This is a genomic window from Neobacillus niacini (genome assembly GCF_031456445.1).
In the GTDB taxonomy this organism is placed as follows: Bacteria; Bacillota; Bacilli; order Bacillales; family Cytobacillaceae; genus Neobacillus; species Neobacillus niacini_I.
Genome location: NZ_JAVDUQ010000003.1, coordinates 179,149 through 202,985 on the forward strand (window position 1 = coordinate 179,149; position 23,837 = coordinate 202,985).

Consider the following 23,837-nt stretch of genomic DNA (forward strand, 5'->3'; position numbering starts at 1 on the left):
TTTCTTCTCTCCTTTAAAAGGCAGTTTCAGAACTATGTACTTGATTTGGCATAACAAAATTATTTTATCATAATACATTAAATACGTATAATCATGTTGATTAATTGGATGTTTCTTTTGCCTTCATTTCGGTATTTTGGTACTCATAATTTATGGAATATCCTATGAAAATTCCATATACGATATATAAACAAACTGAAGAAATTAAAGTATCCCTGTTTAAATCAACAAGAGGATCGATACTTGGAAAAAGTGGATTTAATACAAAGAACACTAATAAAAATAAGACAATCCCATATCCTAGTCCCACCCAAAAGCCAGTAAACTTTCTTAATGCAGCATAATATATAAAAGCCGCCACAACAGAAATGACTCCAAGTAAAATAATTGAGATAAGCGTTCCAATCCAACCATATTTCCAGCTGCCAAAGGCCCATGGCTCTAGAATGACATTTGGACGAATCTCCGTAAAACTAAAATAGTAAGCTAACCAGCCAATTGTACTCCAAAAAAGTCCGCCAATTAGCCCTGTCCAAAAAACCATCACTGGGAAGGACATTGGTTTTGGATAAGTTTTTTCCTTGCGATCGTTTCCCATGGAATAGACCTCCTATTTTCTTTTTATCCAATGGAAATACAGCATTTTTTTGAGTATACTCCCATAATGTTGTTTACTTTTAATATGTCCATAGGATTTCATTCCCTTGCATTGAAAAAATTTTTTAATTTAAATGGAAAAATTATTACATTCATAGAGGTTTTTTCTTTTTTCTAGTAGAATAAATTTAAGTACATACAGATTTTCTTTCTGCTAATGTGCAACTTTGTTAAGGTTGGTGTAATGTACATGTCTAAAACTCAAAAACCAGTTTACGGCGGTCAGGCGGTTGTCGAAGGCGTTATGTTCGGCGGAAAGCATCATTATGTTACCGCCATTCGCAGAAAGGACCATTCTGTTGAATATTTTCGTTTACCTCGGAAGGTAAACCCTATTTTAGCTGATATCAAAAAAGTTCCTTTTCTTCGTGGAATTATTGCCATCATTGAAGCTAGTGCAAATGGTTCCAAACATTTAAATTTTTCAACAGAAAGATTTGATGTTGACCCGAAAGATGATCATACATTGAAGGATAAAGAAGGTTCAAAATTAGCGCTTTACCTTGGAGTGGCGGTAATGGGCGTCATTTCCTTCTTATTTGGAAAATTCGCATTTACGTTAATACCTGTATTCTTAGCCGAATTAACCAGACCTATTTTCTCATCCGATTTTGCTCAGGTGCTTGTCGAAGGTCTTTTTAAACTAATCCTTTTGCTCTGCTATATTTATTTTGTTTCCCTCACACCTTTAATCAAAAGGGTGTTTCAATATCATGGTGCTGAGCATAAAGTAATCAATACCTTTGAATCTGGAGTGGAACTTACAGTTGAAAATGTTCAAGCGCATTCCCGGCTTCATTACCGCTGTGGCAGCAGTTTTATCTTGTTTACCGTTATAGTTGGGGTATTTGTCTATATGCTTGTCCCAACTTCGCCACTATGGTTACGTATTGTTGACCGGCTTGCATTGATTCCGGTTGTACTTGGTATTGCTTTTGAAGTTCTACAGATTACCAATAAGCTTAGAGATATTCCTGTATTAAAGTACCTAGGTCTCCCGGGTTTATGGCTTCAATTGTTAACAACAAAAGAGCCAAATTATGACCAGGTAGAGGTAGCGATTTTGTCCTTTAAGGAACTGTTAAAAATGGAAAAGGCAACAGAGGAGCAAGTAGAGATAGAAGAAATTGTCTAATCTTTGTCTTTCCCGTGTTTAAAAGATAAAAAAAATGCTTAAGATGCTCATAGGGAGGTGGCTTTCTTGAAAAATCGGACACCCGTTATCATTGTTGGCGGGCTAATACTTCTTGCTTTATTGGGGATTTTTGCTACATTTACTAATAATCCTTCTGCTTTTCTTCAGAATATACTTGTGATCGCATTAATTGGTCTCGTTATAGTTTTCCTTGTTCGAAGGTTTTCAAATTCGGGCCCTCAAAAAAAAGAGCAGCGGGCATTTCTTAAGGCAGCGAAAAAGTCAAAAAAGCGCTTGCAGCAAAAAGGGAAAGACTCTGGATTTAAGAGCTCTTCTCTTGGGACCCTCACATCATTAAAGAAAAGCAATCGAATCAAAAAGAAATCTCCTGCTCACTTAACCGTAATTGACGGAAAAAAGGGAAAAAAGAAAAATCGAGCGTCATTATAACGCTCGTTTTTTTTTGGCTTAATAAGTCCATGCCTTTAAAAATTTTTCTGCATATGCTTTCCCAATTTCTACGATTTTTTGTTTTTTTTCGTCTTTTAAGTCAAATTCAATTAAGCTTACTCCTTCCGCAGGGATAAAAATTATATTCTTTGCATGCTTTTTTGAAATATATCTGGCATCATGGGCATCTTTCATCGTTTCAAATAGTGCGCCAAAAAGCTGGACACCATTCTGGATTTTATGTTTTTTGTGTTCATATTCGCTTGGGCTTAGTTTGATTCCGATGACAGGTCTTATTTTCCTGCCATCCTCTGTATCAAACAGCCACATCGGAAAATTACTGAGAACCCCTCCATCAACAATGATGCTTATACCCTCGATAGACCGCAATTTAACCGGTTCAAAGAAATAGGGGATGCTGCAGCTCATTCTAATCGCTTTTGCAATAGAAAAGGAACCTGGGGTGATTCCGTATTTCTCCAAATCATCCGGAAGGACTATTAACTGGCCATTTGAAAGATCTGAGGCAACAACTCTGAGTTTATTTGGTGGTAAATCGGAGAAGATTTTGATTCCTTTTGCCTCCAGTTTTTCAGTCATCCATTTTTCAAATACATTTCCTTTATATAATCCTAGTTTGAAATAAACCAACAGCCATTTTGCAAAGGAAAAAGGTATGAAGGTTTTTCGTGGGTCCAGCATCGCTGTAATATCTAGTTCTTCAAGCAGTTGATAAACTTCCTTACTTGTATATCCTGCCGCAATTAGAGCTGCTACAATTGATCCTGCACTCGTTCCGGCGAGTCTTTCAAATTGAAAGCCTTGATTTTCAATTTCCTGACAAGCTCCTATTAAAGCAAACCCTTTAATACCCCCTCCAGAAAAAACGCCGTCTATTTTCATGGCAGCCACTCCTAAAGTTGATATACTCACTGTTACATCTTTAAGCGCTAGGTTGAAAAAATAGTACGGTGGACGGGAAGAAAATTTGGTGACCTTGATATTAAAAAAGAACACCGTGGCGTCCCCGATGTTCCTTTTTATCTTATATCCGTTTTGCCCCGATAAATCTTGGCTTCCAGTAGGTATTGCTTGTATATGTAATGGAAACACCATTTGTTGTTGCAGATTGAATCATTTTTCCTCCGCCAATGTAGATCGCAACATGGGTTGGACGGCTTGCTTTATTTGGACCAAAAAACATCAAATCTCCAACTTTTAAAGAAGATATTACACGTGTTCCTTTTGTGTAAAACATTTGAGCTGCTGAATGTGGTAAAATCTTTCCCGCTTTACGATAAGAGTAACTGACAAGTCCTGAACAATCGAAACCGCTTGGGCTCATGCCACCCCATCTATATGGAACACCAAGATTTGCTTTTGCTATTGAAATCGCTTTCGAATGATAGTATGCCGCTTCTGCTTTCTCCCCCATAGGTGTAAACAATGAACTTATTGAAATTGACATAACAAGAACTGCGATAAGTTTTTTCAACATATTGTTTGATCCCCCTGTGAGGTGTTTTGTTACTTTTACTATATAAAATAAAGATAACGTTTACATCACAGGTAGATTACAGTTATATTACAAATTTCGACGTTTCCTGTAAAATCGTCATAGAGAAAGATGTCTGGTTTGTTATAAAGATAGGGAATTTTGTCATTTTTTATGGTGTTAATGGGTTTTTTCGACTAAATAACAGAAAAGGCTGCCTCTATCTGAGACAACCCTTTTGTATTAACCTATAAACCGCATTTTAATTGTGCACCACAATTTGTGCAGGTGTTACAGCCGCCAATTTCTTTTACTTTTCCTTTGCGGCAAACCGGACAGGTGTTCCCTACTTCTGAACCGATTGTTACATCGGTTGAACGAAGATCACTGATGGTATCAACTAAAACAACATGCTGCTTTGGTTTTTCATCAAACATGGATAATTGTTCTTCTGTGTTTTCCTCTGCTTTGAGGGTTAACACTTGAGAATCACGTGAACCATCAACGTAGACGGTACCACCTTTGGCACCACCGCGGTATAGACGCTCATAAACTTTCTCAACCTGCTCAACACTGTAGCCTTTCGGTGAGTTTACCGTTTTACTGATTGAGCTATCAATCCAGCGCTGGATGACACATTGAACATCTGCATGTGCTTCCGGTGCAAGTTCCATCGCTGTTACAAACCAGTTAGGTAGATTGTTTGCATCTGCTTCCGGATGTTGTTCAAGATATTCTTGAACGATATCCGCATTTACTTCAATAAATTTACCAAGGCGTCCACTTCTGAAGTATGAGAATGAGAAGTAAGGTTCTAATCCTGTAGAAACCCCAATCATGGTACCAGTGGACCCAGTTGGAGCCACAGTCAGTAAATGTGAATTTCTAATTCCGTTTTCTACAATCGATTGACGGATATCCTCAGGCATTTTTTTCATATATCCTGTTTCAATAAATGCCTGTCTTAAACGATTTGTTTCTTCAGTTGTTTCAGCAGTTAAGAATGGGAAACTTCCTTTTTCTGTTGCTAATTCTACTGATGTTCTATAGGCAGTTGTTGCAATTGTTTCAAAAACTTGGTCTACAAGCTTATTTCCATTTTCGGAGCCATATTCTGTTTCACAATAGATGAGTAAATCATGCAAGCCCATTACACCTAAACCAACACGGCGTTCTCCAAGTGCTTGCTTTTTGTTTTCCTCTAGGAAGTAAGGAGTTGCATTTATTACGTTGTCTTGCATTCTTACTCCGACTGCAACTGTTTTCTTAAGTTTATCAAAATCAACCGTTTTTGTTTCCTTATTAGCCATTTCTGCAAGATTCACAGCGGCAAGGTTACACACGGAAAATGGTGCAAGTGGTTGTTCCATTTTGTTATCCTATCGGCTTTTTATCCGATAGTTCTTACAGTTCAATTCCCGTAAGTTCAGCATATCTTTTCATTACAAAATGTAATGCTGCGGCCTCTTGGATGGATTATATTCTCTTTCGAGGTTCACCATCTATGCGTTGCCCCTGACTGAAGTTTTACTTTCAGCCTTCGGTTCGGATTCCCATCTCAGGGTTCCCGCTTTATTCCGCAGTTTTTAACGTGAGGCAAACTAAGCCACTTTACCACACGGGTTAGTTGCTACAACTTGCTGACCATATGCTTTTGCATTTGTCATCTCGTTGGCATTGTCAATAAAGAAAATTCCCGGCTCTGCTGAATACGTTGCGCAAATGTTGATTAAGTTCCAAAGTTCTTTGGCCTTAATCTTTTTGTAGGTACGTACTTTATGTCCAAGTTTTTCCCACTCGCGAACGTCTCCAACTTTGTGCCATTCTTCGTTGTATACTTTCATTTCTTCTTCATCGTAATGTTCAACATATGGGAAACGTAGTTCATACTCACTATCATTTTCTACTGCTTCCATAAATTCTTTTGTTAAACAAACAGAAATATTTGCACCTGTTAGGAATTCTGGATTATGGACTGCAAAAGTGCCGCCTACTTCTAACTTTTCTTCCGCATCAGCGATGATTCCTTCGCTAAATCCACCCAAACCAGGGATGTTTTTATAATTAACAATTCCTTGATACATCGCAGTTTCTTGAAGTGTTAATGGCATGAACTTCAACTTATCTTTCGCATGCTTTTTGATCGTTTCATCTTTTGTATTTTCAATTAAGAATCGCAGAATTCTTGGATTTTGCATTTTTGAAATAATGAATTCAATAATGTCTGGATGCCAGTCAGCCAGCATGATCATCTGGGCACCCCTGCGGGATCCACCTTGCTCAACCAAATGAGTCAATTTCGCAATATCATCCAACCATGAGACAGAACCGGATGATTTGCCATTTACGCCTCTAGCTAAGGTGTTTCGCGGTCTTAGGGTTGATCCATTCGTTCCGACACCGCCGCCGCGGCTCATGATTTCCATTACCTGCTTTCGGTGATCAGAAATCCCCTCACGAGAATCCGCCACGAAAGGCATTACATAGCAGTTAAAAAACGTTACATCCGTATTTGCCCCTGCACCGTAAAGAACACGTCCAGCTGGTACAAAATTCATATTTACAAGCTCATTGTAAAACCGTTCAAACCACTCTCTTCGTTTTTCCTCAGTGGTTTCAACGGCAGCAAGTCCTGTTGCATTACGTTTCGCAATTTGCTCATAAAAAACTTCCAAAGGCTTCTCAATTACATCAAGTGAGCGGACAATAATACCTGTGCTCGCCTCTTCCGAATCATCTAATACTCCTCTGAATTCCTCTTCCACTAAAACTTTAGCCTTTTTATTCTCCCAGTCTATGTCCGTGATGTATCCAAGACCACGTGCCGGAAATTTTGGATCCTCTTTGATTGTAAGAACGACAAAGTCACCATTTTTGAGGGTAATTTTTTCAGTGTCTTTAAAGGTGTAACGGTCCAGCATGACCAAGCGTGAAACACCCTTGTGAGTTATTTTCATATCAGGGGTAACTGGGTGTACCTGGGGAAATAAGTGGATCTCCTCATTCAACCTCTCGAAATCAATATTCATTTTTTGTCTAAACACAACCGACATGAGAACAACTCCTTCAAATAATAAAATCAATCTATTGTGCTAGTTCTAGTAGTTCCATGCTAGACCTAGTTGCTTTAATACATTTAAGGTACCATATCGACACATAAAAAATCAACATATAGTGTTCATAATATTTTTGACACCACTACATATTGAAAATGACGCAAAAAATAATTATTTTGTCAAACTTAAAAAAAAATAGATTTTTGAGCAATTTAAAGTTTTTGTTTGGTTTTCGAGGTAAAACGAGTAATTTTAACAAATTTCGCAGTTTGCCCTAAAAATATGTCTCTCATTTTTTCAAAAAAGAAAAAGCGACATTCCGCCGCCTTTTAATCGGTTATCTTTTAAAATTCCATTCATCACTTTCATACCGTTCTTTTGCTAATTTATGAACGTATGCAAGCTCTTCTTCAGTTAATTGATAAGGCTTGAGGTCAATATTCAGACCTTCTGCAAAGCCTTTATAAAATGCCTCTTTGGCTTCCTCCAACGTAATTTTCCGTGGACTTATTTCATTGATGGCAACGGCTTTATTCTTGAAAGCTTTTTGCATCCGTTCCTTAACTCTTTCATTAGGATATTTAAACAAGCTAAATAATTTATCTTCCTCTAAATCCAATAAAATCGATCCATGCTGTAAAATAACGCCCTTTTGTCTGGTCTGGGCACTCCCTGCCACCTTACGTCCCTCAACAACCAGTTCATACCAGCTTGGTGCATCAAAACAAACCGCAGACCGAGGACTCTTTAATGCCTCTCGTTCCTCTGCCGTTTTTGGCACTGCAAAATAGGCTTCTAAACCTAAATGATGAAATCCCTTTAAAATTCCCTCAGAGATGACCCGATATGCCTCTGTTACAGATTGCGGCATTTCAGGATGGTCTTCAGAAACAATAACACTATAGGTAAGTTCATGTTCATGGAGAACACCTCGCCCGCCGGTAGGTCTTCGAACAAAACCAAGTTTATGATTTTTTACTGCCTCCATGTCAATTTCTTTTTCTACTTTTTGAAAGTAACCTATGGACAATGTTGCGGGATCCCAGCCATAAAATCGAATCACAGGAGGAATTTTCCCTTCACTGTGCCAATCAAGTAAGGCCTCGTCAAGAGCCATATTGAATGATGGGGAGCCATTTCCCGAGTCTATAAAACGCCATACTTCTTTTTCCATTTTCAAGACCTCATTTTTATGTATTAATAATTTCTTTGGCGATTCCTAGTCTACCAAAATCTGATATGAATTCAAAATAAAATATTTCTGCTATAATATTATTTGCATGAAAAAAAAGATTTTTTTTAATGTATCTTTACTGATGTAAGGGTTGACTTATATAATAAAAAATAGTGCAGCAAGCTTGAAAGGAGCATTTTAATTGAATTCACTTATTCCTCTATTAATCATTATTGTCGCAGTTGCGATCTACACAGTATTCACCTATTTTTATCAGAAAAAGATTGTTAACACCGTTTCGGAAGAAGATTTTCGTGCAGGCTATCGCAAAGCGCAGTTGATTGATGTGCGCGAACCAAATGAATTTGATGCCGGCCATATTTTGGGGGCACGTAATATTCCAATGTCTCAAATTAGAATGAGAATGAAAGAAATCCGCCCCGATATGCCTGTTTATCTATATTGTCAAAGCGGTATGCGCAGCGGCCGGGCAGCACAGTTTTTGTATCGTAAAGGATACAAAGACCTTACCCAGCTTCAAGGCGGCTTTAAAAAATGGACAGGTAAAGTAAAAGCAAAATAATGAGGATTTTTCAAAAAGACCATCGCTGAATGATGGTCTTTTTATATTCCCTGTCCCCTCATTATTCTTCACTTACGGGCACTATGAGCCCTTGATAGTTCCCGTGAACATGCTTTTTTCTTGTTCACGGGCACTATGAGCCCTTGATAGTTCCCGCTCTCTTGCTTTTTCCTCGTTCACTGGCACTATGAGCCCTTGATAGTTCCCGCTCTCTTGCTTTTTCCTCGTTTTCGGGCACTATGAGCCCTTGATAGTTCCCGCTCTCTTGCTTTTTCCTCGTTTTCGGGCACTATGAGCCCTTGATAGTTCCCGCTCTCTTGCTTTTTTCTCGTTCACGGGCACTATAAGCCCTTGATAGTTCCCGCTCTCTTGCTTTTTCCTCGTTCTCGGGCACTATGAGCCCTTGATAGTTCCCGCTCTCTTGCTTTTTCCTCGTTCACGGGCACTATGAGCCCTTGATAGTTCCCGCTCTCTTGCTTTTTCCTCGTTCACGGGCACTATGAGCCCTTGATAGTTCCCGCTCTCTTGCTTTTTTCTCATTTACGGCCACTATAGCCTTTGATAGTTCTTACACAGATTTTAACCCACTTACTGGCAATATTAGCCACTAGTGGCTCCTGGAGCCTTCACTTTCCTATCTCATGGGAATAATTACTTAACTTCTATAAAAAGATGAGGGTGAATTCCTTAATAGAATCCACCCATCGAAAAATCAATTAATTCTTTTTATATCTCAACACAGGTTTACGTGCTGCTTTTGTTTCGTCCATGCGGCCAACTATGGTTGTATGTGGTGCCTCTTGAACGATCTCTGGATTTTCCTCTGCTTCCTTAGCAATTTGAATCATTATGTCACAGAAAGCATCAAGTGTTTCTTTTGCTTCGGTTTCAGTCGGCTCAATCATCAAGCACTCTTCCACAATTAATGGGAAGTAAATGGTTGGTGGATGATAGCCGAAATCAAGCAGACGTTTTGCAACATCTAATGTACGGACACCCAACTTCTTCTGGCGTCTTCCACTTAACACAAATTCATGCTTACAATGCTTATCAAATGGAAGCTCATAATGATCAGCAAGTCTTCTCATCATATAGTTCGCATTTAATACCGCATTTTCAGTTACAGCTTTTAAGCCGTCAGGACCCATTGAACGGATATATGTGTAAGCACGGACATTAATTCCAAAGTTACCGTAGAATGGCTTCACACGTCCAATTGAGAGTGGACGGTCATAATCAAGCACATATTCTTCCCCGTGTTTTGCGACAACTGGCTTAGGCAGGAATGGAATTAAGTCAGCTTTTACACCAACAGGACCTGAACCAGGACCACCGCCTCCATGTGGGCCAGTAAACGTTTTATGAAGATTTAAGTGAACAACGTCAAATCCCATGTCCCCCGGTCTTGCTTTTGAAAGAACAGCATTAAGGTTTGCTCCATCATAATAAAGCTTTCCGCCCGCTTCATGTACAATTTCAGCTAATTCCACAATATTCTCTTCAAAAAGTCCAAGTGTATTTGGATTCGTTAGCATTAATGCAGCTGTATCTTCTCCAACTACTCTTCTTAAATCTTCAAGGTCAACTAGACCATTTTCATTTGATTTAACCGTTACGGTTTCAAAGCCGGCAATCGTAGCAGACGCAGGGTTTGTACCATGAGCTGAATCCGGAACAATAACCTTTGTTCGGTTGAAATCACCATTTGCCTCATGAAATGCACGGATTAACATTAATCCAGTCCATTCCCCATGGGCACCTGCAGCGGATTGCAAGGTTACTTCATCCATCCCGGTAATTTCAATTAAATGCTGCTGCAAGTCGTACATTAGCTCCAATGCACCTTGAACAGAGTATTCATCCTGAAGCGGATGAATATGAGCAAATCCATTATAGCGAGCAACATTTTCATTGATTTTTGGATTGTATTTCATCGTACATGAGCCTAATGGATAAAATCCTGAATCAAGACCATGGTTTCGTTTTGAAAGTGCTGTATAGTGACGCATGATATCAAGCTCAGAAACTTCAGGAAGCTCAGGCTCATCTGCGCGTAAATATCCTTCAGGAAGAAGGTCATTTAATTCTAATTCCGGAACATCCATCTCTGGGAGGCTGTATCCGACTCGGTCAGGTGTACTAAGTTCAAAAATAAGCGCCTGATCTTGATTATGCATGCAAATCCCCCAATTCTTTCACAAGAGTATCAATTTCTTCCTTTGTTCTTTGTTCAGTAACAGCAATCAGCATATGATTGGTAAGTTCTGAATAATCACGGCCTAAATCATAACCGCCGATGATTCCTTTTTGTAAAAGCTGTTTATTTATTTCTTTTACCGGCTGGTTCAATTTAATAACAAATTCATTAAATGAAAAACCATCATTCACAATTTCAAAGCCAGCTGCTTTAAAGGCATTTTTCGCATATTGAGTTTTTTGCATATTGACTGCTGCCATTTCACGAACACCTTTTTTGCCAAGTGCCGTCATGGCAACGGATGCTGCAAGTGCGTTTAATGCTTGGTTCGAACAAATATTAGAAGTCGCTTTTTCACGACGAATATGCTGTTCACGAGCCTGCAAAGTTAAAACAAATCCACGGCGGCCCTCGTCATCTGTTGTCTGACCTACAAGGCGACCTGGAACTTTTCTCATTAATTTTTCTGTAACCGCAAAGTATCCGCAGTGCGGACCGCCAAAAGCAGTTGGAATTCCAAAAGGCTGCGCATCCCCAATGACAATGTCGGCACCAAATTTACCAGGAGGTGTTAAAACCCCAAGTGATAATGGATTGCTTGATACAACAAACATTGATTTATTGGCATGAATGACTTCTTCTAGTTCCTTTAATGGTTCAATTCTGCCAAAGAAGTTTGGATATTGAACGATAACTGCTGCAACATCGGCATTTACTAAAGTTTTTAATTCATTTAAATCTGTTAAACCGTCTTTTACAGGTATTTCTACCACACTCAAGTTCTGGCCTTTTGCATAGGTTTTAAGAACGTCGCGATATTCCGGATGAACCGTTTTTGAAACTAGGATTACTTTCCGCTTTGTATGACCGGCGCTAAGCATTGCAGCTTCCGCTAATGCAGTTCCGCCATCATACATCGAAGAGTTGGCAACGTCCATTCCGGTTAATTCGCAAATCATCGTTTGGAATTCAAAAATCGCTTGAAGCTCACCTTGAGAAATTTCAGGCTGATATGGTGTGTAAGCTGTATAGAATTCTGAGCGTGAGATTACATGGTCGACAATGACCGGCATATAATGGTCATAAACTCCAGCCCCTAAAAAGGAAACATTTCTTTTTAAGTCCGCATTGCGGTCTGCCATTTTAAATAATTCTTTCATTAAAGCAGGTTCCGATTTAGCTGCTTTAATATTGTACTCACCTTTAAAACGTACTTGCTCCGGGATATCGCTAAAAAGTTCATCAACGGTGGAAACGCCAATGGTTTCAAGCATTACTCTCTTATCTTCTTCAGTCATAGGTAAATAGCGATGTTTCATAAACTTAACTCCCTTCCGTTATTTCTTTTCTCTTTTATAAAAAGGTGTTGGAATTACTTTAGCTTTTAATCGTTTCCCGCGAATTTCAACCTCAACTTCAGCGTCTAAATCGGCATATTGGGTTGGGATTAGCGCAAGTCCGATATTTTTCTTTAAGGTTGGAGACTGCGTACCCGTTGTAACCTCACCGATTAGTGTTTCACCTTTATACACGGAATAACCATGACGTGGAATTCCACGGTCAATCATTTCAATACCAACTGTTTTTCTAGGAAGACCATTCTCTTTTTGGGCTTTTAATGCCTCTTTACCGATAAAATCTGCTTCCTTGTTTAATTTAACGGCGAAACCAATTCCTGCTTCAAGTGGTGAAATTTCAGGAGAAAGTTCTTGACCGTAAAGTGGTAAAACAGACTCAAAGCGTAATGTGTCCCGCGCACCCAATCCGCAAGGAATTACTCCTTCTTCCTTACCTTCCTCTAAAATTATCTGCCAAAGGTCAACGGCATCTTCAGACTGACAATAAATTTCAAACCCATCTTCCCCGGTGTAACCAGTTCTGGAAACAAGGGCTTTTTTACCGCCTATACTCACTTCCTGTTGAAATTTGAAAAAGCCAATTTGACTTAGATCAGATTCCTTAACTAGCTTTTGTAGAACCTTTTCTGCGAGTGGTCCCTGAATAGCTAATTGGGCTGTATGTTCAGACAAGTTTTTAAGAGCAACATCACCCTCAAGATGATCTTCTAACCACTTATAATCTTTTTCAATATTGGAGGCATTGACTACCAGCAGATAATGATTGTCTTCCATTTTATAAACAAGCAAATCATCCACGGTACCGCCATTTTCATAGCACATGGCTGTGTATTGAGCACCGCCATCTTTCAATTTAGAAACGTCATTTGTCATCATTTTTTGTAAATAGGATAAGCTGTCCGGTCCTTTAACTTCAACCTCTCCCATATGGGATACATCAAATAAACCGGCTTTTGTACGAACGGCTTCATGTTCTTCCTTTATGCTTGAAAACTGGACTGGCAGTTCCCAGCCGCCGAAATCGATTGTCTTGCCACCGTATTGCTTGTAAGTCTCAAATAGCGGAGTGCGTTTTAATTCAGCCATATAAATTCCCCTTTTTTAGAATAATTTTATAAAAAAATAACTAGGTGGTGCATTAAGAAAAACGTATACCACAAAAGGTAATGAAAGATTCCATCGCAAATGAAGGCGTTTACCTTTATTTCGCTAGACCTAACCACTTACTGTTAAGCTTTTATTGCTTTTCAACGCTATTTTTCCCCAGAAAAAAAGGACAGAGTCCCCCCTTTTTAAATTAAAGAAGGTCTCTGTCCTTGCACCTGAAAGTTTACCTATGATGGCTTTCCCCTTTGGTGGCTCCATTTTAACCGAAGCACTCTCCAGAGCTGCGTCAAACAAGAGTTCTTTTGCCTGAGAGATTCACATTTCTGTTTGCTCCTTCGGCGCTACATGGGTAGTCTCTCCCCTTGTTATCATCCGCATTTATAATATTTTCCATATGGGTAATACTAAAATAAATACATCTTCAAAATCTTTTACTTTATTACAAAAATTTAAAACTTTCTAAGCTACTAACATCCTACCCTAAAATGATATTTTGAGCAATAGTTTATTGTGAGAAAAGGAGCGGAAAACCATGTCTTTTCATATAGAATTTGATTCCTCCTGGCAGGATGATTTTTTACATAGGATTGAACATGATGGTCCATGGGGAAATTGGGACCTTTTTAAGCTTGCAATTGAGGTTGAAAAGCATCTTGTTATTCCGGAATTCGAGGGACTGTTGGCACCAAGCCACCTGCCGCACTTAACCCCCCTTCCCCATCAGCTCGAAACAGCTAAACAAGTCATTGAAAACATGAATGGAAAAGCCATTCTTGCCGATGAGGTTGGGCTTGGTAAAACCATCGAAGCTGGTCTAATTTTAAAAGAGTATATGATTCGCGGTTTGGTAAAAAAAGTATTAATTCTTGTTCCAGCTTCCCTTGTTACACAGTGGGCGATGGAACTAAACAGCAAGTTCTTTATTCCAGCAGTTTCTCAAAGAAAAAGCTATGTTTGGGAACAATGTGATGTGATTGTATCCTCCATCGATACAGCAAAACGAAATCCTCATCGCGATCTCATTTACAATCAAAACTATGACCTTATTATCATTGATGAGGCCCATAAGTTGAAAAATAATAAAACGAAAAATTATGAGTTTGTTCAAAATTTAAAAAAGAAATTTTGCTTATTATTAACAGCTACTCCCATTCAAAACAGAATCGAAGAAATCTTTAACCTTGTATCCCTTTTAAAACCGGGGCATTTGGGGAGCGAAACAGCCTTTTATGAAAAATATAAACGAGACTCCCGTTCCTTAAATGACGATGAACATTTGAAGGAATTAGTTAATAAAGTGATGATTCGAAACCGAAGATCTGACACCGGGATTGAATGGACAAAAAGACATGTTGAAACCATTCCAATTGAATTTTCACCATCAGAAAAAGAATTATATGAAGCCATTAACGAATTAAAGAGCGAAGGAGATTGGGTTCAAACAAGTGCTTTTTCAGTAATGACCTTACAAAGAGAAGCATGCAGCAGCCGCGAAGCCGTTTTTTATACACTAAAAAACATGTTGCAAAAAAAGGAAAATCCGTCTCCTGCCTTTGAAGAACAAATTAATTATTTGATTAAAAAAGTCGAGGTTGTTCAGCGAAACTCAAAAGCCGAAAAAGCTCTCGAGTTAATCCAAAAGGCAAATGACAAAGTAATTATTTTTACGGAATATCGGGCCACACAATTATATTTACAATGGTATTTGAAGCAGCATGGAATTTCTTCCGTACCATTTAGGGGAGGATTTAAGCGCGGTAAAAAAGACTGGATGCGTGAACTCTTCCAAAAGCATGTACAGGTCCTAATAGCAACAGAGGCCGGTGGAGAAGGGATTAACCTTCAATTCTGCAATCATATCATTAATTTTGATTTACCGTGGAATCCTATGAGACTGGAACAGCGAATTGGCAGGATCCATCGTCTCGGTCAAGAGAAAGATGTTATGATCTATAATTTTGCCATCAAAAACACTGTCGAAGAGCATATTCTAAAGCTGCTGTATGAAAAAATTGAATTATTTGAGAAGGTAATTGGCGAACTGGATGATATTTTAACAAAGCTTGATTTTGGTAATATCGAGGAACATTTAATTGATATATTTGGGCAATCCTGTTCCGAAGGTGAAATGAGGATAAAAATGGATAACCTCTCATCAATGATTGAGCTTGCAAGAAACATAAAGGAAGGGGATTCACATGCAGCAGCAGGAAATTCATAACTTTTTAATGAAGTATTTTCAAGCCAATGAATGTGAAATTGTCGAAAACAAGCCTGGATATCTAACAACACAATTAACCATTGAACTTGATAAAGAATTGATGAACCGGCCCTTTTACTGGCATTATCTTGAAAAAACAGGCGGAATCCCGAATCCGATGAAGCTTACCTTCATTACAAACCAACAGCGGGCACCTGATCATATTAAAGGGGAAACCATTTATTTCGGCTCACCTAGATTGCACCAAATATTTACTTCTACAAAAAACCTTGCCAGTTATATTCGGCTATATGAAAATCACAGCTTGCAGAATAGACAAACACCGTTATTACCTTGGCTGTGTATGAATGTGAAAATATCGTACCAGTGTGATCGAAAACGGGATATTTTTAAATCTATTGGATTGCAGCTAATAAATGGTCAAATGGTCGAAGATTTCCATGAACGGTTATTGAAAATACGACTAACACCCAAAATCCCGGATTACTCCTTTACATTATCTCCATTAGTGAAACCGAAAAGCGGAATGACCAGAATTGAAAATTACCTGAGAAATGTTATTGAAAAGGATGATCATACATGGGCAGAAGAAGCTAAAAAAAGATGGGAAAAGGACCGGAAGCTTTTAGACCATTTCTATGAAGATAGTGAAGAAGAAAATGAGAGCTATGAAACAGAAAAAAAAGCACTTCAAGAACAATACGAACCAAAAATTAATATCTCATTTATAAATGGCGGACTGTTTTATTTAACCGAAAAAGCCATCTAAAAAGGTAAAGAAGCAGACGGTCTGCTTCTTTACCTTTTTCTTCTTCTTTTCATTTCAGAATAAAATATATAAGGTAGGATACCGAACCAACGGTACCAAAACGAGGCTTGCGCTTGCTTCCGCTCTGTCCGGATTCTTTTTCGTTCATCCTTTGGCTGGTCCGCATATTTTACAATTGTTTGCGTCACATATTTTACATAATCATTTGTTTTCATCGACACACCTGCCTTCATCCTTCAATACAAGTATGTCCATGTTTTTCAGATCCTAACTACTTGATTTCTCAATTTTTTTCTGCCCACTTCACAATCCTTTTTAATTTTGTATCAAAATATCCAATTCCAATTACTGTTATTCCTGAACTTAACCGAAGCGTAAAATTAACCCTTTGAACACTATTTACTGGTGCATCAGCCTGATAATCCATCGTCCCGTTTCCATATTTAAAAGATCCTTTTGACTGAATAGTCCCGGTGGATGTTAGTCTGTTTTCCACCTTTTTGATGGAACTGAGGAAATAATACTCCTCCTGCAATAGAATGGCTGTTTGATTAACAACCTTTCTTTCAGTCAAGAGCTGTTCAACGCGGATTGATAAAAATAAGAAAAAAACAAGTACGACACATAATGTAAGGGGATAGGTAAAACCTGCCTGATTTTTTTTCATGGACTTGAATCCCAATTAATAAAGGAGTAAATAACCACAGAATATTCTTTTCCCCATACGTCCTTTGCATAAACCTTCACGGCGTTGTTTAAAAGCACAAAAGCAGCATCGGATACATTTTGTAACACGATTTCATGCCCCGAATTATTTACCCTTCTCCGCAGGTTATTCCCGTATCGCTCATATTGTACTGTTTCTGCGTCCTTTGTTAAAATCAGCTTACCTGAGATGACCTCCACACGCGAGTAAGTTCTGATTTCCCTTTTTAATTGACTGCAAAAAATCTCCCACTCCATGGGCTGATCTTCCCCTTGTATTGCTTTGTTATTCAAAATGATTTGCATAAGCGGTGCCATAAAAAAGACAAGAATAGAAAATATGGCCAGGGCAAAAATGGCCTCAATCAAGGTAAAAGCTTTTTCATTCTTGCATACCACAAATTTCTGTTTTGGAAAGAAAGGAGGTTTCCTCAACATTTACACACACCTCCCTAGCTCCGGAAAATACAGAGTCTCTCCAGCTGATTTTGTATTCTATTCCATCTTGAAACACAGAATAATTGTTGTCTAATTTTCCCTCGATTATTTGAGCCTCGAGTTCCTGAAACACCAGCTGTCTAGACTTTTTTTCGATTTCCAGTTTTTTTGATTGACTGTTTAAATTAATGATAATTGGCATAAAAAATAGACACATCATGAACCAGGCTGATAGCGACAGTAACAGCTCGAGTAAAAAGAAGCCTTTATTCTTCTGTAACATAAAACCTTCCCTTTCCAATCAAAAAGGTAATACGGTATTGCTTGTCCTTCGTTACAATCGTGAACGAACCAAATTTACTTATATTTCCATCTGAAAGAAACCGAAAATATAAAGGAAGTGTTCCTGGATATACATGAATATCGCTTGAATAATACCGCTCGACTAGCCTTGGAAGATCAGTGCGTTCATAAATAAAATAGTTATACTCGTTTTCCGAAAAGCTTACCGTGACCTCATGTTGATGGGAAATGGAATATTGTTGGGCAAAATATAAATCGGCTTTGAGCTGGGAAATGAAGGTTTCGTCTTCCATCCGATTCGCTTGTGGTTTTACGGAAAAGACGGTAATCGAGGATATAATTAAAAAGATGGCTAGGACAAGTAATGATTCTAATAAAGTAAAGCCTTTTTGGTTCATTTTCATTCAGATGTATTTGCCACTGATACAACTTTTCCGTCGGCTTGTATTTCTACCTTTGTTTTTCCATCTGGACAGCCCTTGGCATCCTCTTTTAAATAATCAGCAGCAACTAATTCCTCAACACTTGTAGGCAGCTTTTTCTTTTCCATTTCATAGGCCTGAACCTGGGCTTGTACCATTTTCACAAATGCCTGACAGCCTTTTTCATTGATATTTGAATTATGTTTTGTGATGTTCGGAATGGTGATAATTAATAAAACAGAAATAATTAACATTACAATCATCATTTCAATTAGTGTAAAACCCTTTTGATTTTTGAATTTTTCCAACATACTGTTCATCCTCCAGTTTTAAACTCCATCCATTAAATGGAACATCGGCAATAGTATAGCTAAATACATCGAAACAACAAGAAATCCGATAAAAAGATATAAAATCGGCTGAATCATTTTAAAGCTTTTTTCAATTATTTCTTCCATCATATTCATACAATGCCGACTAAAAAATTGGAGTTCTTGTTCCAGTTTTCCATTTGCTTGTCCGTGTTTAACAATCATCGGAAATTCTTTTTCAAAAAAGGAAAAAGTAGCTAAAATAGACTCTAGTTTTTCGCCGGTTACCAGCTTTTGCTTAATTTCCTTCCCAAGCTGGCTGTAAAACGGTTGCCTGCGGTTCTTTTCAAAGAGCAGTAAGGCTTCGGAGACTGAGATTCCACCTGCCAGTAAAAAGCTAAGTTGAATGGAAAAATAGTGGGTAAATAACAATCTGAGGACCCTTCCTGCAAAAGGGATACGGACTAACTGAGAACGTTGCAGAAGAATAGACATTTTTCTGAAGACAAGAAAGTAATACATTACTGCAAGCAGAAAAATAAAGACTATGCCTATTATCATCATGGGGAAATATTGGTCAAAAAAATAAATTACTTTTGTAAAAAAATTAGCTTCGAGTCCCATTGATTTAAAAAGGGTGGTAAACCTTGGAAGCAGCGTATTTTCCACAAAAACAAACAGGAATCCGGTAATAAAAATAAGAAGTAGCGGATACTGAAGCAGTTTTAAAAGCTTCTGCAAATCCTTGTCCTTTACCAAAGCCATTCCGCTGCCTTCTAAAAGTGCTTCAGCAAAATTACCATGCTGTTCCGCAAAATAAACGAAACCAATTAAATCTTTGTGAAAGCCAAGCTCATCTAAAACCTCATGAAACGATAAGCCTGTTTTTAACCCGATTAAGCACTTATTTAGCTCCTCCTTTCGATTGACGGACAAGTGAAGGGAAATGGACTCAAGAGCCTCGGAAATAGGATATCCCCTCGCCAATAATTCACCTGTCCTTTTTAACAGGGTCGCTTGCTCATTTAATGTCCATTTACGAGGTTTCATAATTGTATACCAGCCGTTCATATTCAGACTCTTTTATATAACCAAGGGCAATTCCCTTATTAATCACTTGATTGATCGTTTTATAATATGTTTCAATATTTTCCCCCTTTGCAGCCCTCATCGCTGAATTTAAATTCCTTCCTGATAATAATTCAAACACACTGGCTCTTTTCCACCTGCCGTATGAATTACAAAATGGGGAACAGTCTTCCTGGCAAAATGGACAGGTCAATTCCACCAGACGCTGTGCCGTTACAGCAATAAGCGTTTGCTCGACCTCCAGCCAGTTTACACCAAATTCATGGAGCCGATAAACCGCTCCCTTTGCATCTCTCGTATGCATCGTGCTCAGTACTAAATGCCCAGTAAGAGCCGCTCTAACAGCAATTTTCGCCGTTTCACTATCCCTTATTTCCCCCACCATAATAATATCCGGGTCATGCCGCAAAATAGCCTTTAATCCTGTGGCATAGGTGACCCCCGCTTTTTCATTTACTTGTACTTGAAGGACAGAATCATAGTTTTTTTCGATGGGGTCTTCTAATGTAATGACGTTCCGATGAAATAAGTGTGCGGTTTCATTTAAGAGAGAATAAAGGGTTGTTGTTTTTCCACTTCCGGTAGGACCCGTGAAAATAATTAAGCCATGAGCGTGTTTTAGAAGGGCAAGTAATTTTCTCGTCATTGAAGGGAATAAGGAAAGCTGGTGAAAAGGTATCTGTTCTTGTTGAGGTAAAAGTCGGATGACCAGGCTTTCTCGATTATTTGAAGGCAGGGTGGATAATCTGAGTCCCATCAATTGACCGTCAACATCGCAAAAAATTGAACCGCTTTGCGGGCGTCTTCTTTCCCCAATATCCATATTTGCAGTAAATTTAAAATGTGAAATTAATTTGTCGCACTCTTCTTTTGGAAGGGATAACCGAGGAATAAGTTTATTCGTAAGGCGAATTTGAACGAGTGTATCATTCTTTCGCGGAATGATATGAATATCGGTTGCTTGATTTCTAGTGGCATCTTTTATAATTCGATTGGCTAATATTTCAATTGCGCTAACAATGAGAAAAACCTCCTTTTATATTACTTTGAAACTGAATTCAACACGACTCCATGTTCCCCCTCTTTTTAATTTGTTGACCATTATTAGAATAACTCAATTGACAACATTCAGGTACAGGAATTTTGATGAAATTATTACAAATTATTGACGATAAATGTGAACATTTTCTAAACTTATAGTGTTTATGTTGTTAACCTCATTCCCATGTTAGAATGGCTGTATTATAATAGGATTAAATTATGGGAGTTCGAGGTGAAACCAGATGGAACAAACATTAAAAATAACAAATGTTTTATCAGATCCAACACGTTATTATATTTATCAATACATTACAAAAAGACACCAAGAGGTGACTGTACAAGAGATTGCTGAAAATTTTAATATTCATCCCAATGTGGCAAGATTGCATCTTTCCAAGCTTGAGGATGTAAATATGTTAATTTCCGAAACAAAGAAAACGGGAAAAGGCGGCCGTCCAAGCCGGTTGTACCGCTTATCTGATGATGTGATTCAGCTGCATTTCCCATTCCGCGATTATATGTTGTTATCCAAAGTAGCCATTCAAACTATGCTTACTCTTGGTGAGGAAGGAAAAAAAGCATTATATATAACTGGAAAACGTTTTGGAACTGAAATTATTGAACAAGAAATGTCAAAAAGATCTCTCGGTAATGAATTAAATTTTAACGAAAAGCTAAATATATTAAAAAGTGCTTCAACACTTGCAGGCTTTTATCCGGAATTTGATGTGAACGGGGATCAAACCAAAATTTATTTTCAGATTTATAATTGCCCATTTAAAGAAGTGGCAGAGGAACACGAAACCGTTTGTAGTATGCATCGTGAATTTCTAAAGGGTATGTTCGAGGTCTTATTCTCTTCCGTTGAGTTGGTTGAAAAAGAGAATATGTTTAATGGCTGTGAAGCATGTTCCTATCAAGCATTTGTCACAAACTAATAACAAACCATTATTTACATTACCCTAACTTTTACCTTATAATATTGTAATGATGGTATTCGTAGGGTAAAAGGAGGGATACATATGGATCGCATGTTCAGAGTATTGGGTTTCTGGACGGGTATTTTTACCGTTATGTTTTATCTTGGTGATATGGATAAAACAGCAATGTTATTCTTAGCCCAAACTGGTTTCTTCGTTCTGCTCAGCTATTTAAAACTTTCCGAACGTATGTATATGTATGTTTTCGGAGCATATTTAACCATTTTCTTTGCAGGTTTCACTTATTGGACAACTTTCATGATGCCTTTAGGTGCAACAGAATAAGAAATAAAAAAACACCGGGAAATCCTCCCAGTGTTTTTTTATTTAAAATATTTTAGCCATATCTTCTTTTAACCCTTTTTGTTGAATGATGATATGGAAATAGGAACTAATTCCGGAAGGCATAATTAAACTTCGGATTGCCCGGTTCCGCTTGCTTTGTTCAGAAAACGGGTTAGGATCAAAATGGTTTTCCAATTCTTCAAGGATACCTGCTTTTAGCAAAAATTCATCCTGCCTAAGCTTTGTTACAAATTCCAGACCAACCTGTTCCCCCTTTTGAATAAGCTGATCAAATTGAATATGGGTGGTAATGTCGATTTCCCCGGGATGCTGCAAAATATTATCCAGCATTTGATGCTGATAATACCCCCGTAAACTGCCACTCAATCTTGCGGGCTGCATCCATTCCTCATTGATATAACCATAATCGGCACTGACAACTAGACCCTTTGTAATGATTTTTGAAATATCCTCAATCATTTTTTCCATTACGAGAGGAACTTCAAACCGTTGTTTCTCCTTTAACTCCAATTTATGTTCTGATAAAAATTGAACAATTATCTGATTCGATAACGGAACCTTTTTCTCAAACAATTCATTATTTTCGATTCCAACCATCACTTCAAAAATATTGCCATTCTCCTTCTCGATTACATGGACAGGAAGTGCATCAAAGAATTCATTTGAGAAAATCATTCCTTCAAAGCCGTTAATTTCTTCAAGCGTTTCCAACTGAGTGACAGGGTAGACAGAACCAATTAGCTCTTTTTGCAATTTCCTGTGAAAAGGGCTGCTCTCAACCATTAAATACTCAATCGGGATTTTAACCGATTCATACCACTCCATTAGAAAAGCATGAGCAAATCGGCCGTTTCCTGCCCCAATTTCACAAAACACAAGTGGTAATTCGTATTGCTTATAAATTTTTGAAAACCATTTTGCAACAAGCCGGCCATAAACATCTGAAATATTGCTGGTGGTGATAAAATCACCCTTACGTCCTATTTTCACTTTTTCTTTCATGTAGTAGCCAAAGTCGGGATGATAAAGAGCTGCACTAATGAAGTCTGCATAGGAAATATAATGATTAGGTGATTCAGAAATGATTTTTTTTAAGTAGGTAATCATCTTTTACTCCTTTTTGCTTTTTCACTATTGACATAGTGTTTACTATATATTATTGTTAATTTAGTAGCTTAACTATATCCCCTCCCATTATATGAATAGAACATCCCCTGAAAAGCCCTTCTCCTTGTGAGAAGGGCTTTTCTATTTATGCAATTCAAAAACCATTTAAAAAGGGATTGCTATCCATTTCTTCGATAATAGTGGTGGCAGGGCCGTGCCCTGATAAGACCACTGTTTCCTCCGGTAAAAATAACAACTTATCATGAATGCTCTTTAAAAGCTGCGCTTGATTCCCTTTTGGCAAATCAGTCCGGCCAATGCTTCCTTTAAATAAGGCATCGCCAGAAACGACAAATCCATCATGCTCAAAATAATAAGAAACACTGCCAGGCGAATGACCCGGAGTTTCAAGTAGTTTGAACTCAAAACCAGCGATTATTATGTCCTCTTCTTTTTTTAAAATAAAATCAGCAGGTCTTGCGTTAATGCTTTCCTTCATCATAAAAAATTGTGAACCATTTAATTTTGGATCACTTAGCCATTCCTCTTCCTCCTCATGGACATAAACAGGAATTTTAAAAAAGTCTCTTACCGCATCCACTGCTCCAATATGGTCAAAATGAGCATGAGTCAGAAAGATGGCCAACGGCTTTAAATTACGTTTGGTCAGCCAATTAATCAGCTTTTTCCCTTCACTTCCTGGATCAAAAATTAAACAGGTTTGATCCGATTTTTCAACTATGTAACAATTTGTTTGCAGAACCCCTAAGGGGATTTGCGACCACTTCATTGCTTATACCTCCAATTAATAAATACAATAATAACATTTTACACTATTCTTTAATCGAATTTAAAGGAAGAAAGAATTTCTACAAATAGAGAGGATCAATATAAGAAATGAAACATAAAATTGTCTTTTTTTTGCCCTCGACA

General features: G+C 38.0%; 25 protein-coding genes, 2 pseudogenes and 1 riboswitch. Of the genes and pseudogenes, 7 read left to right on the forward strand and 20 right to left on the reverse strand.

Features of this window, described 5'->3' with window-relative positions; translation table 11 throughout:
* Nucleotides 1–100 precede the first annotated feature (100 nt).
* A complete protein-coding gene (locus J2Y67_RS05610) occupies nucleotides 101–598 on the reverse strand; it encodes a YqhR family membrane protein (RefSeq protein ID WP_310171587.1) in 498 nt (165 codons plus the stop codon).
* A gap of 249 nt (nucleotides 599–847) precedes the next feature.
* Between J2Y67_RS05610 and J2Y67_RS05615 the strand changes: the two genes are divergently transcribed.
* Nucleotides 848–1,792 carry a DUF1385 domain-containing protein gene (locus tag J2Y67_RS05615; RefSeq protein WP_310171589.1) on the forward strand — a complete coding sequence of 315 codons (945 nt, stop codon included), beginning with the start codon at nucleotides 848–850 and terminating at the stop codon, nucleotides 1,790–1,792.
* A 57-nt stretch (nucleotides 1,793–1,849) separates the two neighbouring features.
* Nucleotides 1,850–2,242, forward strand: a complete 393-nt coding sequence (locus J2Y67_RS05620; protein WP_310171591.1) for an SA1362 family protein — start codon at nucleotides 1,850–1,852, stop codon at nucleotides 2,240–2,242.
* Nucleotides 2,243–2,260: 18 nt separating this feature from the next.
* On the opposite strand, the gene J2Y67_RS05625 is transcribed toward J2Y67_RS05620, so the two are convergent.
* The 5 genes and pseudogenes from J2Y67_RS05625 to J2Y67_RS05645 form a co-directional block, all read right to left on the reverse strand.
* On the reverse strand, nucleotides 2,261–3,145 hold the full coding sequence (locus J2Y67_RS05625) for a patatin-like phospholipase family protein (protein WP_310171593.1): 885 nt from the start codon (nucleotides 3,143–3,145) through the stop codon (nucleotides 2,261–2,263).
* A 142-nt stretch (nucleotides 3,146–3,287) separates the two neighbouring features.
* Nucleotides 3,288–3,740, reverse strand: a complete 453-nt coding sequence (locus J2Y67_RS05630) for a C40 family peptidase (protein WP_310171595.1) — start codon at nucleotides 3,738–3,740, stop codon at nucleotides 3,288–3,290.
* A gap of 245 nt (nucleotides 3,741–3,985) precedes the next feature.
* A pseudogene (locus tag J2Y67_RS05635) lies at nucleotides 3,986–5,104 on the reverse strand (vitamin B12-dependent ribonucleotide reductase); the annotation flags it as partial.
* A gap of 243 nt (nucleotides 5,105–5,347) precedes the next feature.
* Nucleotides 5,348–6,790: pseudogene (locus tag J2Y67_RS05640) on the reverse strand (vitamin B12-dependent ribonucleotide reductase); the annotation flags it as partial.
* A gap of 340 nt (nucleotides 6,791–7,130) precedes the next feature.
* A complete protein-coding gene (locus J2Y67_RS05645) occupies nucleotides 7,131–7,967 on the reverse strand; it encodes a lipoate--protein ligase family protein (RefSeq protein ID WP_310171597.1) in 837 nt (278 codons plus the stop codon).
* 202 nt (nucleotides 7,968–8,169) lie between these two features.
* Here J2Y67_RS05645 and J2Y67_RS05650 point away from each other — a divergent pair, with 202 nt between their 5' ends.
* Nucleotides 8,170–8,550 carry a rhodanese-like domain-containing protein gene (locus J2Y67_RS05650; protein ID WP_310171598.1) on the forward strand — a complete coding sequence of 127 codons (381 nt, stop codon included), beginning with the start codon at nucleotides 8,170–8,172 and terminating at the stop codon, nucleotides 8,548–8,550.
* A gap of 393 nt (nucleotides 8,551–8,943) precedes the next feature.
* Here J2Y67_RS05650 and J2Y67_RS05655 read toward each other — a convergent pair whose 3' ends face one another.
* From J2Y67_RS05655 to gcvT, 4 genes are all read right to left on the reverse strand, one after another.
* Entirely contained in the window at nucleotides 8,944–9,090 is a 147-nt protein-coding gene (locus J2Y67_RS05655) for a hypothetical protein (protein ID WP_310171600.1), read from the reverse strand.
* Between the two features lie 176 nt (nucleotides 9,091–9,266).
* On the reverse strand, nucleotides 9,267–10,727 hold the full coding sequence (gene gcvPB, locus J2Y67_RS05660; protein WP_310171602.1) for an aminomethyl-transferring glycine dehydrogenase subunit GcvPB: 1,461 nt from the start codon (nucleotides 10,725–10,727) through the stop codon (nucleotides 9,267–9,269).
* Complete coding sequence (gcvPA, locus tag J2Y67_RS05665; protein ID WP_310171605.1) at nucleotides 10,720–12,066, reverse strand: aminomethyl-transferring glycine dehydrogenase subunit GcvPA; 1,347 nt, start codon at nucleotides 12,064–12,066, stop codon at nucleotides 10,720–10,722. The genes gcvPB and gcvPA overlap by 8 nt, the downstream gene beginning before the upstream one ends.
* An 18-nt stretch (nucleotides 12,067–12,084) precedes the next feature.
* Nucleotides 12,085–13,191, reverse strand: coding sequence for a glycine cleavage system aminomethyltransferase GcvT (gcvT, locus tag J2Y67_RS05670; RefSeq protein WP_310171608.1), 1,107 nt, complete (start codon nucleotides 13,189–13,191; stop codon nucleotides 12,085–12,087).
* Between the two features lie 305 nt (nucleotides 13,192–13,496).
* A riboswitch (glycine riboswitch) is annotated at nucleotides 13,497–13,584 on the reverse strand.
* 160 nt (nucleotides 13,585–13,744) lie between these two features.
* Between gcvT and J2Y67_RS05675 the strand changes: the two genes are divergently transcribed.
* Both J2Y67_RS05675 and J2Y67_RS05680 read left to right on the forward strand, forming a co-directional pair.
* Nucleotides 13,745–15,433, forward strand: a complete 1,689-nt coding sequence (locus J2Y67_RS05675; RefSeq protein WP_310171610.1) for a DEAD/DEAH box helicase — start codon at nucleotides 13,745–13,747, stop codon at nucleotides 15,431–15,433.
* Complete coding sequence (locus J2Y67_RS05680) at nucleotides 15,411–16,202, forward strand: YqhG family protein (RefSeq protein ID WP_310171613.1); 792 nt, start codon at nucleotides 15,411–15,413, stop codon at nucleotides 16,200–16,202. Before J2Y67_RS05675 ends, J2Y67_RS05680 begins: the two co-directional genes overlap by 23 nt.
* A gap of 29 nt (nucleotides 16,203–16,231) precedes the next feature.
* Here the strand turns inward: J2Y67_RS05680 and J2Y67_RS05685 are convergent, their stop codons facing one another.
* The 8 genes from J2Y67_RS05685 to comGA form a co-directional block, all read right to left on the reverse strand.
* Complete coding sequence (locus J2Y67_RS05685) at nucleotides 16,232–16,417, reverse strand: YqzE family protein (protein WP_310171616.1); 186 nt, start codon at nucleotides 16,415–16,417, stop codon at nucleotides 16,232–16,234.
* Between the two features lie 68 nt (nucleotides 16,418–16,485).
* On the reverse strand, nucleotides 16,486–16,869 hold the full coding sequence (gene comGG / locus J2Y67_RS05690) for a competence type IV pilus minor pilin ComGG (RefSeq protein ID WP_310171619.1): 384 nt from the start codon (nucleotides 16,867–16,869) through the stop codon (nucleotides 16,486–16,488).
* Nucleotides 16,866–17,345, reverse strand: coding sequence for a competence type IV pilus minor pilin ComGF (comGF, locus tag J2Y67_RS05695; protein WP_310171621.1), 480 nt, complete (start codon nucleotides 17,343–17,345; stop codon nucleotides 16,866–16,868). Before comGF ends, comGG begins: the two co-directional genes overlap by 4 nt.
* Nucleotides 17,290–17,628, reverse strand: a complete 339-nt coding sequence (gene comGE / locus J2Y67_RS27905) for a competence type IV pilus minor pilin ComGE (protein WP_396954047.1) — start codon at nucleotides 17,626–17,628, stop codon at nucleotides 17,290–17,292. The genes comGF and comGE overlap by 56 nt, the downstream gene beginning before the upstream one ends.
* On the reverse strand, nucleotides 17,612–18,052 hold the full coding sequence (gene comGD / locus J2Y67_RS05700) for a competence type IV pilus minor pilin ComGD (protein WP_310171624.1): 441 nt from the start codon (nucleotides 18,050–18,052) through the stop codon (nucleotides 17,612–17,614). Before comGD ends, comGE begins: the two co-directional genes overlap by 17 nt.
* Complete coding sequence (gene comGC / locus J2Y67_RS05705; protein ID WP_310171626.1) at nucleotides 18,049–18,381, reverse strand: competence type IV pilus major pilin ComGC; 333 nt, start codon at nucleotides 18,379–18,381, stop codon at nucleotides 18,049–18,051. Before comGC ends, comGD begins: the two co-directional genes overlap by 4 nt.
* Nucleotides 18,382–18,399: 18 nt before the next feature.
* Nucleotides 18,400–19,452, reverse strand: a complete 1,053-nt coding sequence (gene comGB, locus J2Y67_RS05710; protein WP_310171631.1) for a competence type IV pilus assembly protein ComGB — start codon at nucleotides 19,450–19,452, stop codon at nucleotides 18,400–18,402.
* Nucleotides 19,418–20,491: a competence type IV pilus ATPase ComGA gene (gene comGA, locus J2Y67_RS05715; RefSeq protein ID WP_310171736.1), complete on the reverse strand. Its 1,074-nt coding sequence runs from the start codon at nucleotides 20,489–20,491 to the stop codon at nucleotides 19,418–19,420. Before comGA ends, comGB begins: the two co-directional genes overlap by 35 nt.
* A 262-nt stretch (nucleotides 20,492–20,753) precedes the next feature.
* On the opposite strand from comGA, the gene J2Y67_RS05720 reads away from it, so the two are divergent.
* Both J2Y67_RS05720 and J2Y67_RS05725 read left to right on the forward strand, forming a co-directional pair.
* On the forward strand, nucleotides 20,754–21,449 hold the full coding sequence (locus tag J2Y67_RS05720; protein WP_310171633.1) for a helix-turn-helix transcriptional regulator: 696 nt from the start codon (nucleotides 20,754–20,756) through the stop codon (nucleotides 21,447–21,449).
* An 84-nt stretch (nucleotides 21,450–21,533) separates the two neighbouring features.
* Nucleotides 21,534–21,776, forward strand: coding sequence for a DUF2626 domain-containing protein (locus J2Y67_RS05725; RefSeq protein ID WP_310171635.1), 243 nt, complete (start codon nucleotides 21,534–21,536; stop codon nucleotides 21,774–21,776).
* Between the two features lie 42 nt (nucleotides 21,777–21,818).
* Here the strand turns inward: J2Y67_RS05725 and J2Y67_RS05730 are convergent, their stop codons facing one another.
* Both J2Y67_RS05730 and J2Y67_RS05735 read right to left on the reverse strand, forming a co-directional pair.
* The gene (locus J2Y67_RS05730) at nucleotides 21,819–22,904 is read right to left on the reverse strand and encodes a class I SAM-dependent methyltransferase (protein ID WP_310171637.1); all 1,086 of its coding nucleotides are present in this window, start codon (nucleotides 22,902–22,904) and stop codon (nucleotides 21,819–21,821) included.
* A gap of 154 nt (nucleotides 22,905–23,058) precedes the next feature.
* A complete protein-coding gene (locus J2Y67_RS05735; RefSeq protein WP_310171640.1) occupies nucleotides 23,059–23,694 on the reverse strand; it encodes an MBL fold metallo-hydrolase in 636 nt (211 codons plus the stop codon).
* Nucleotides 23,695–23,837 lie beyond the last annotated feature (143 nt).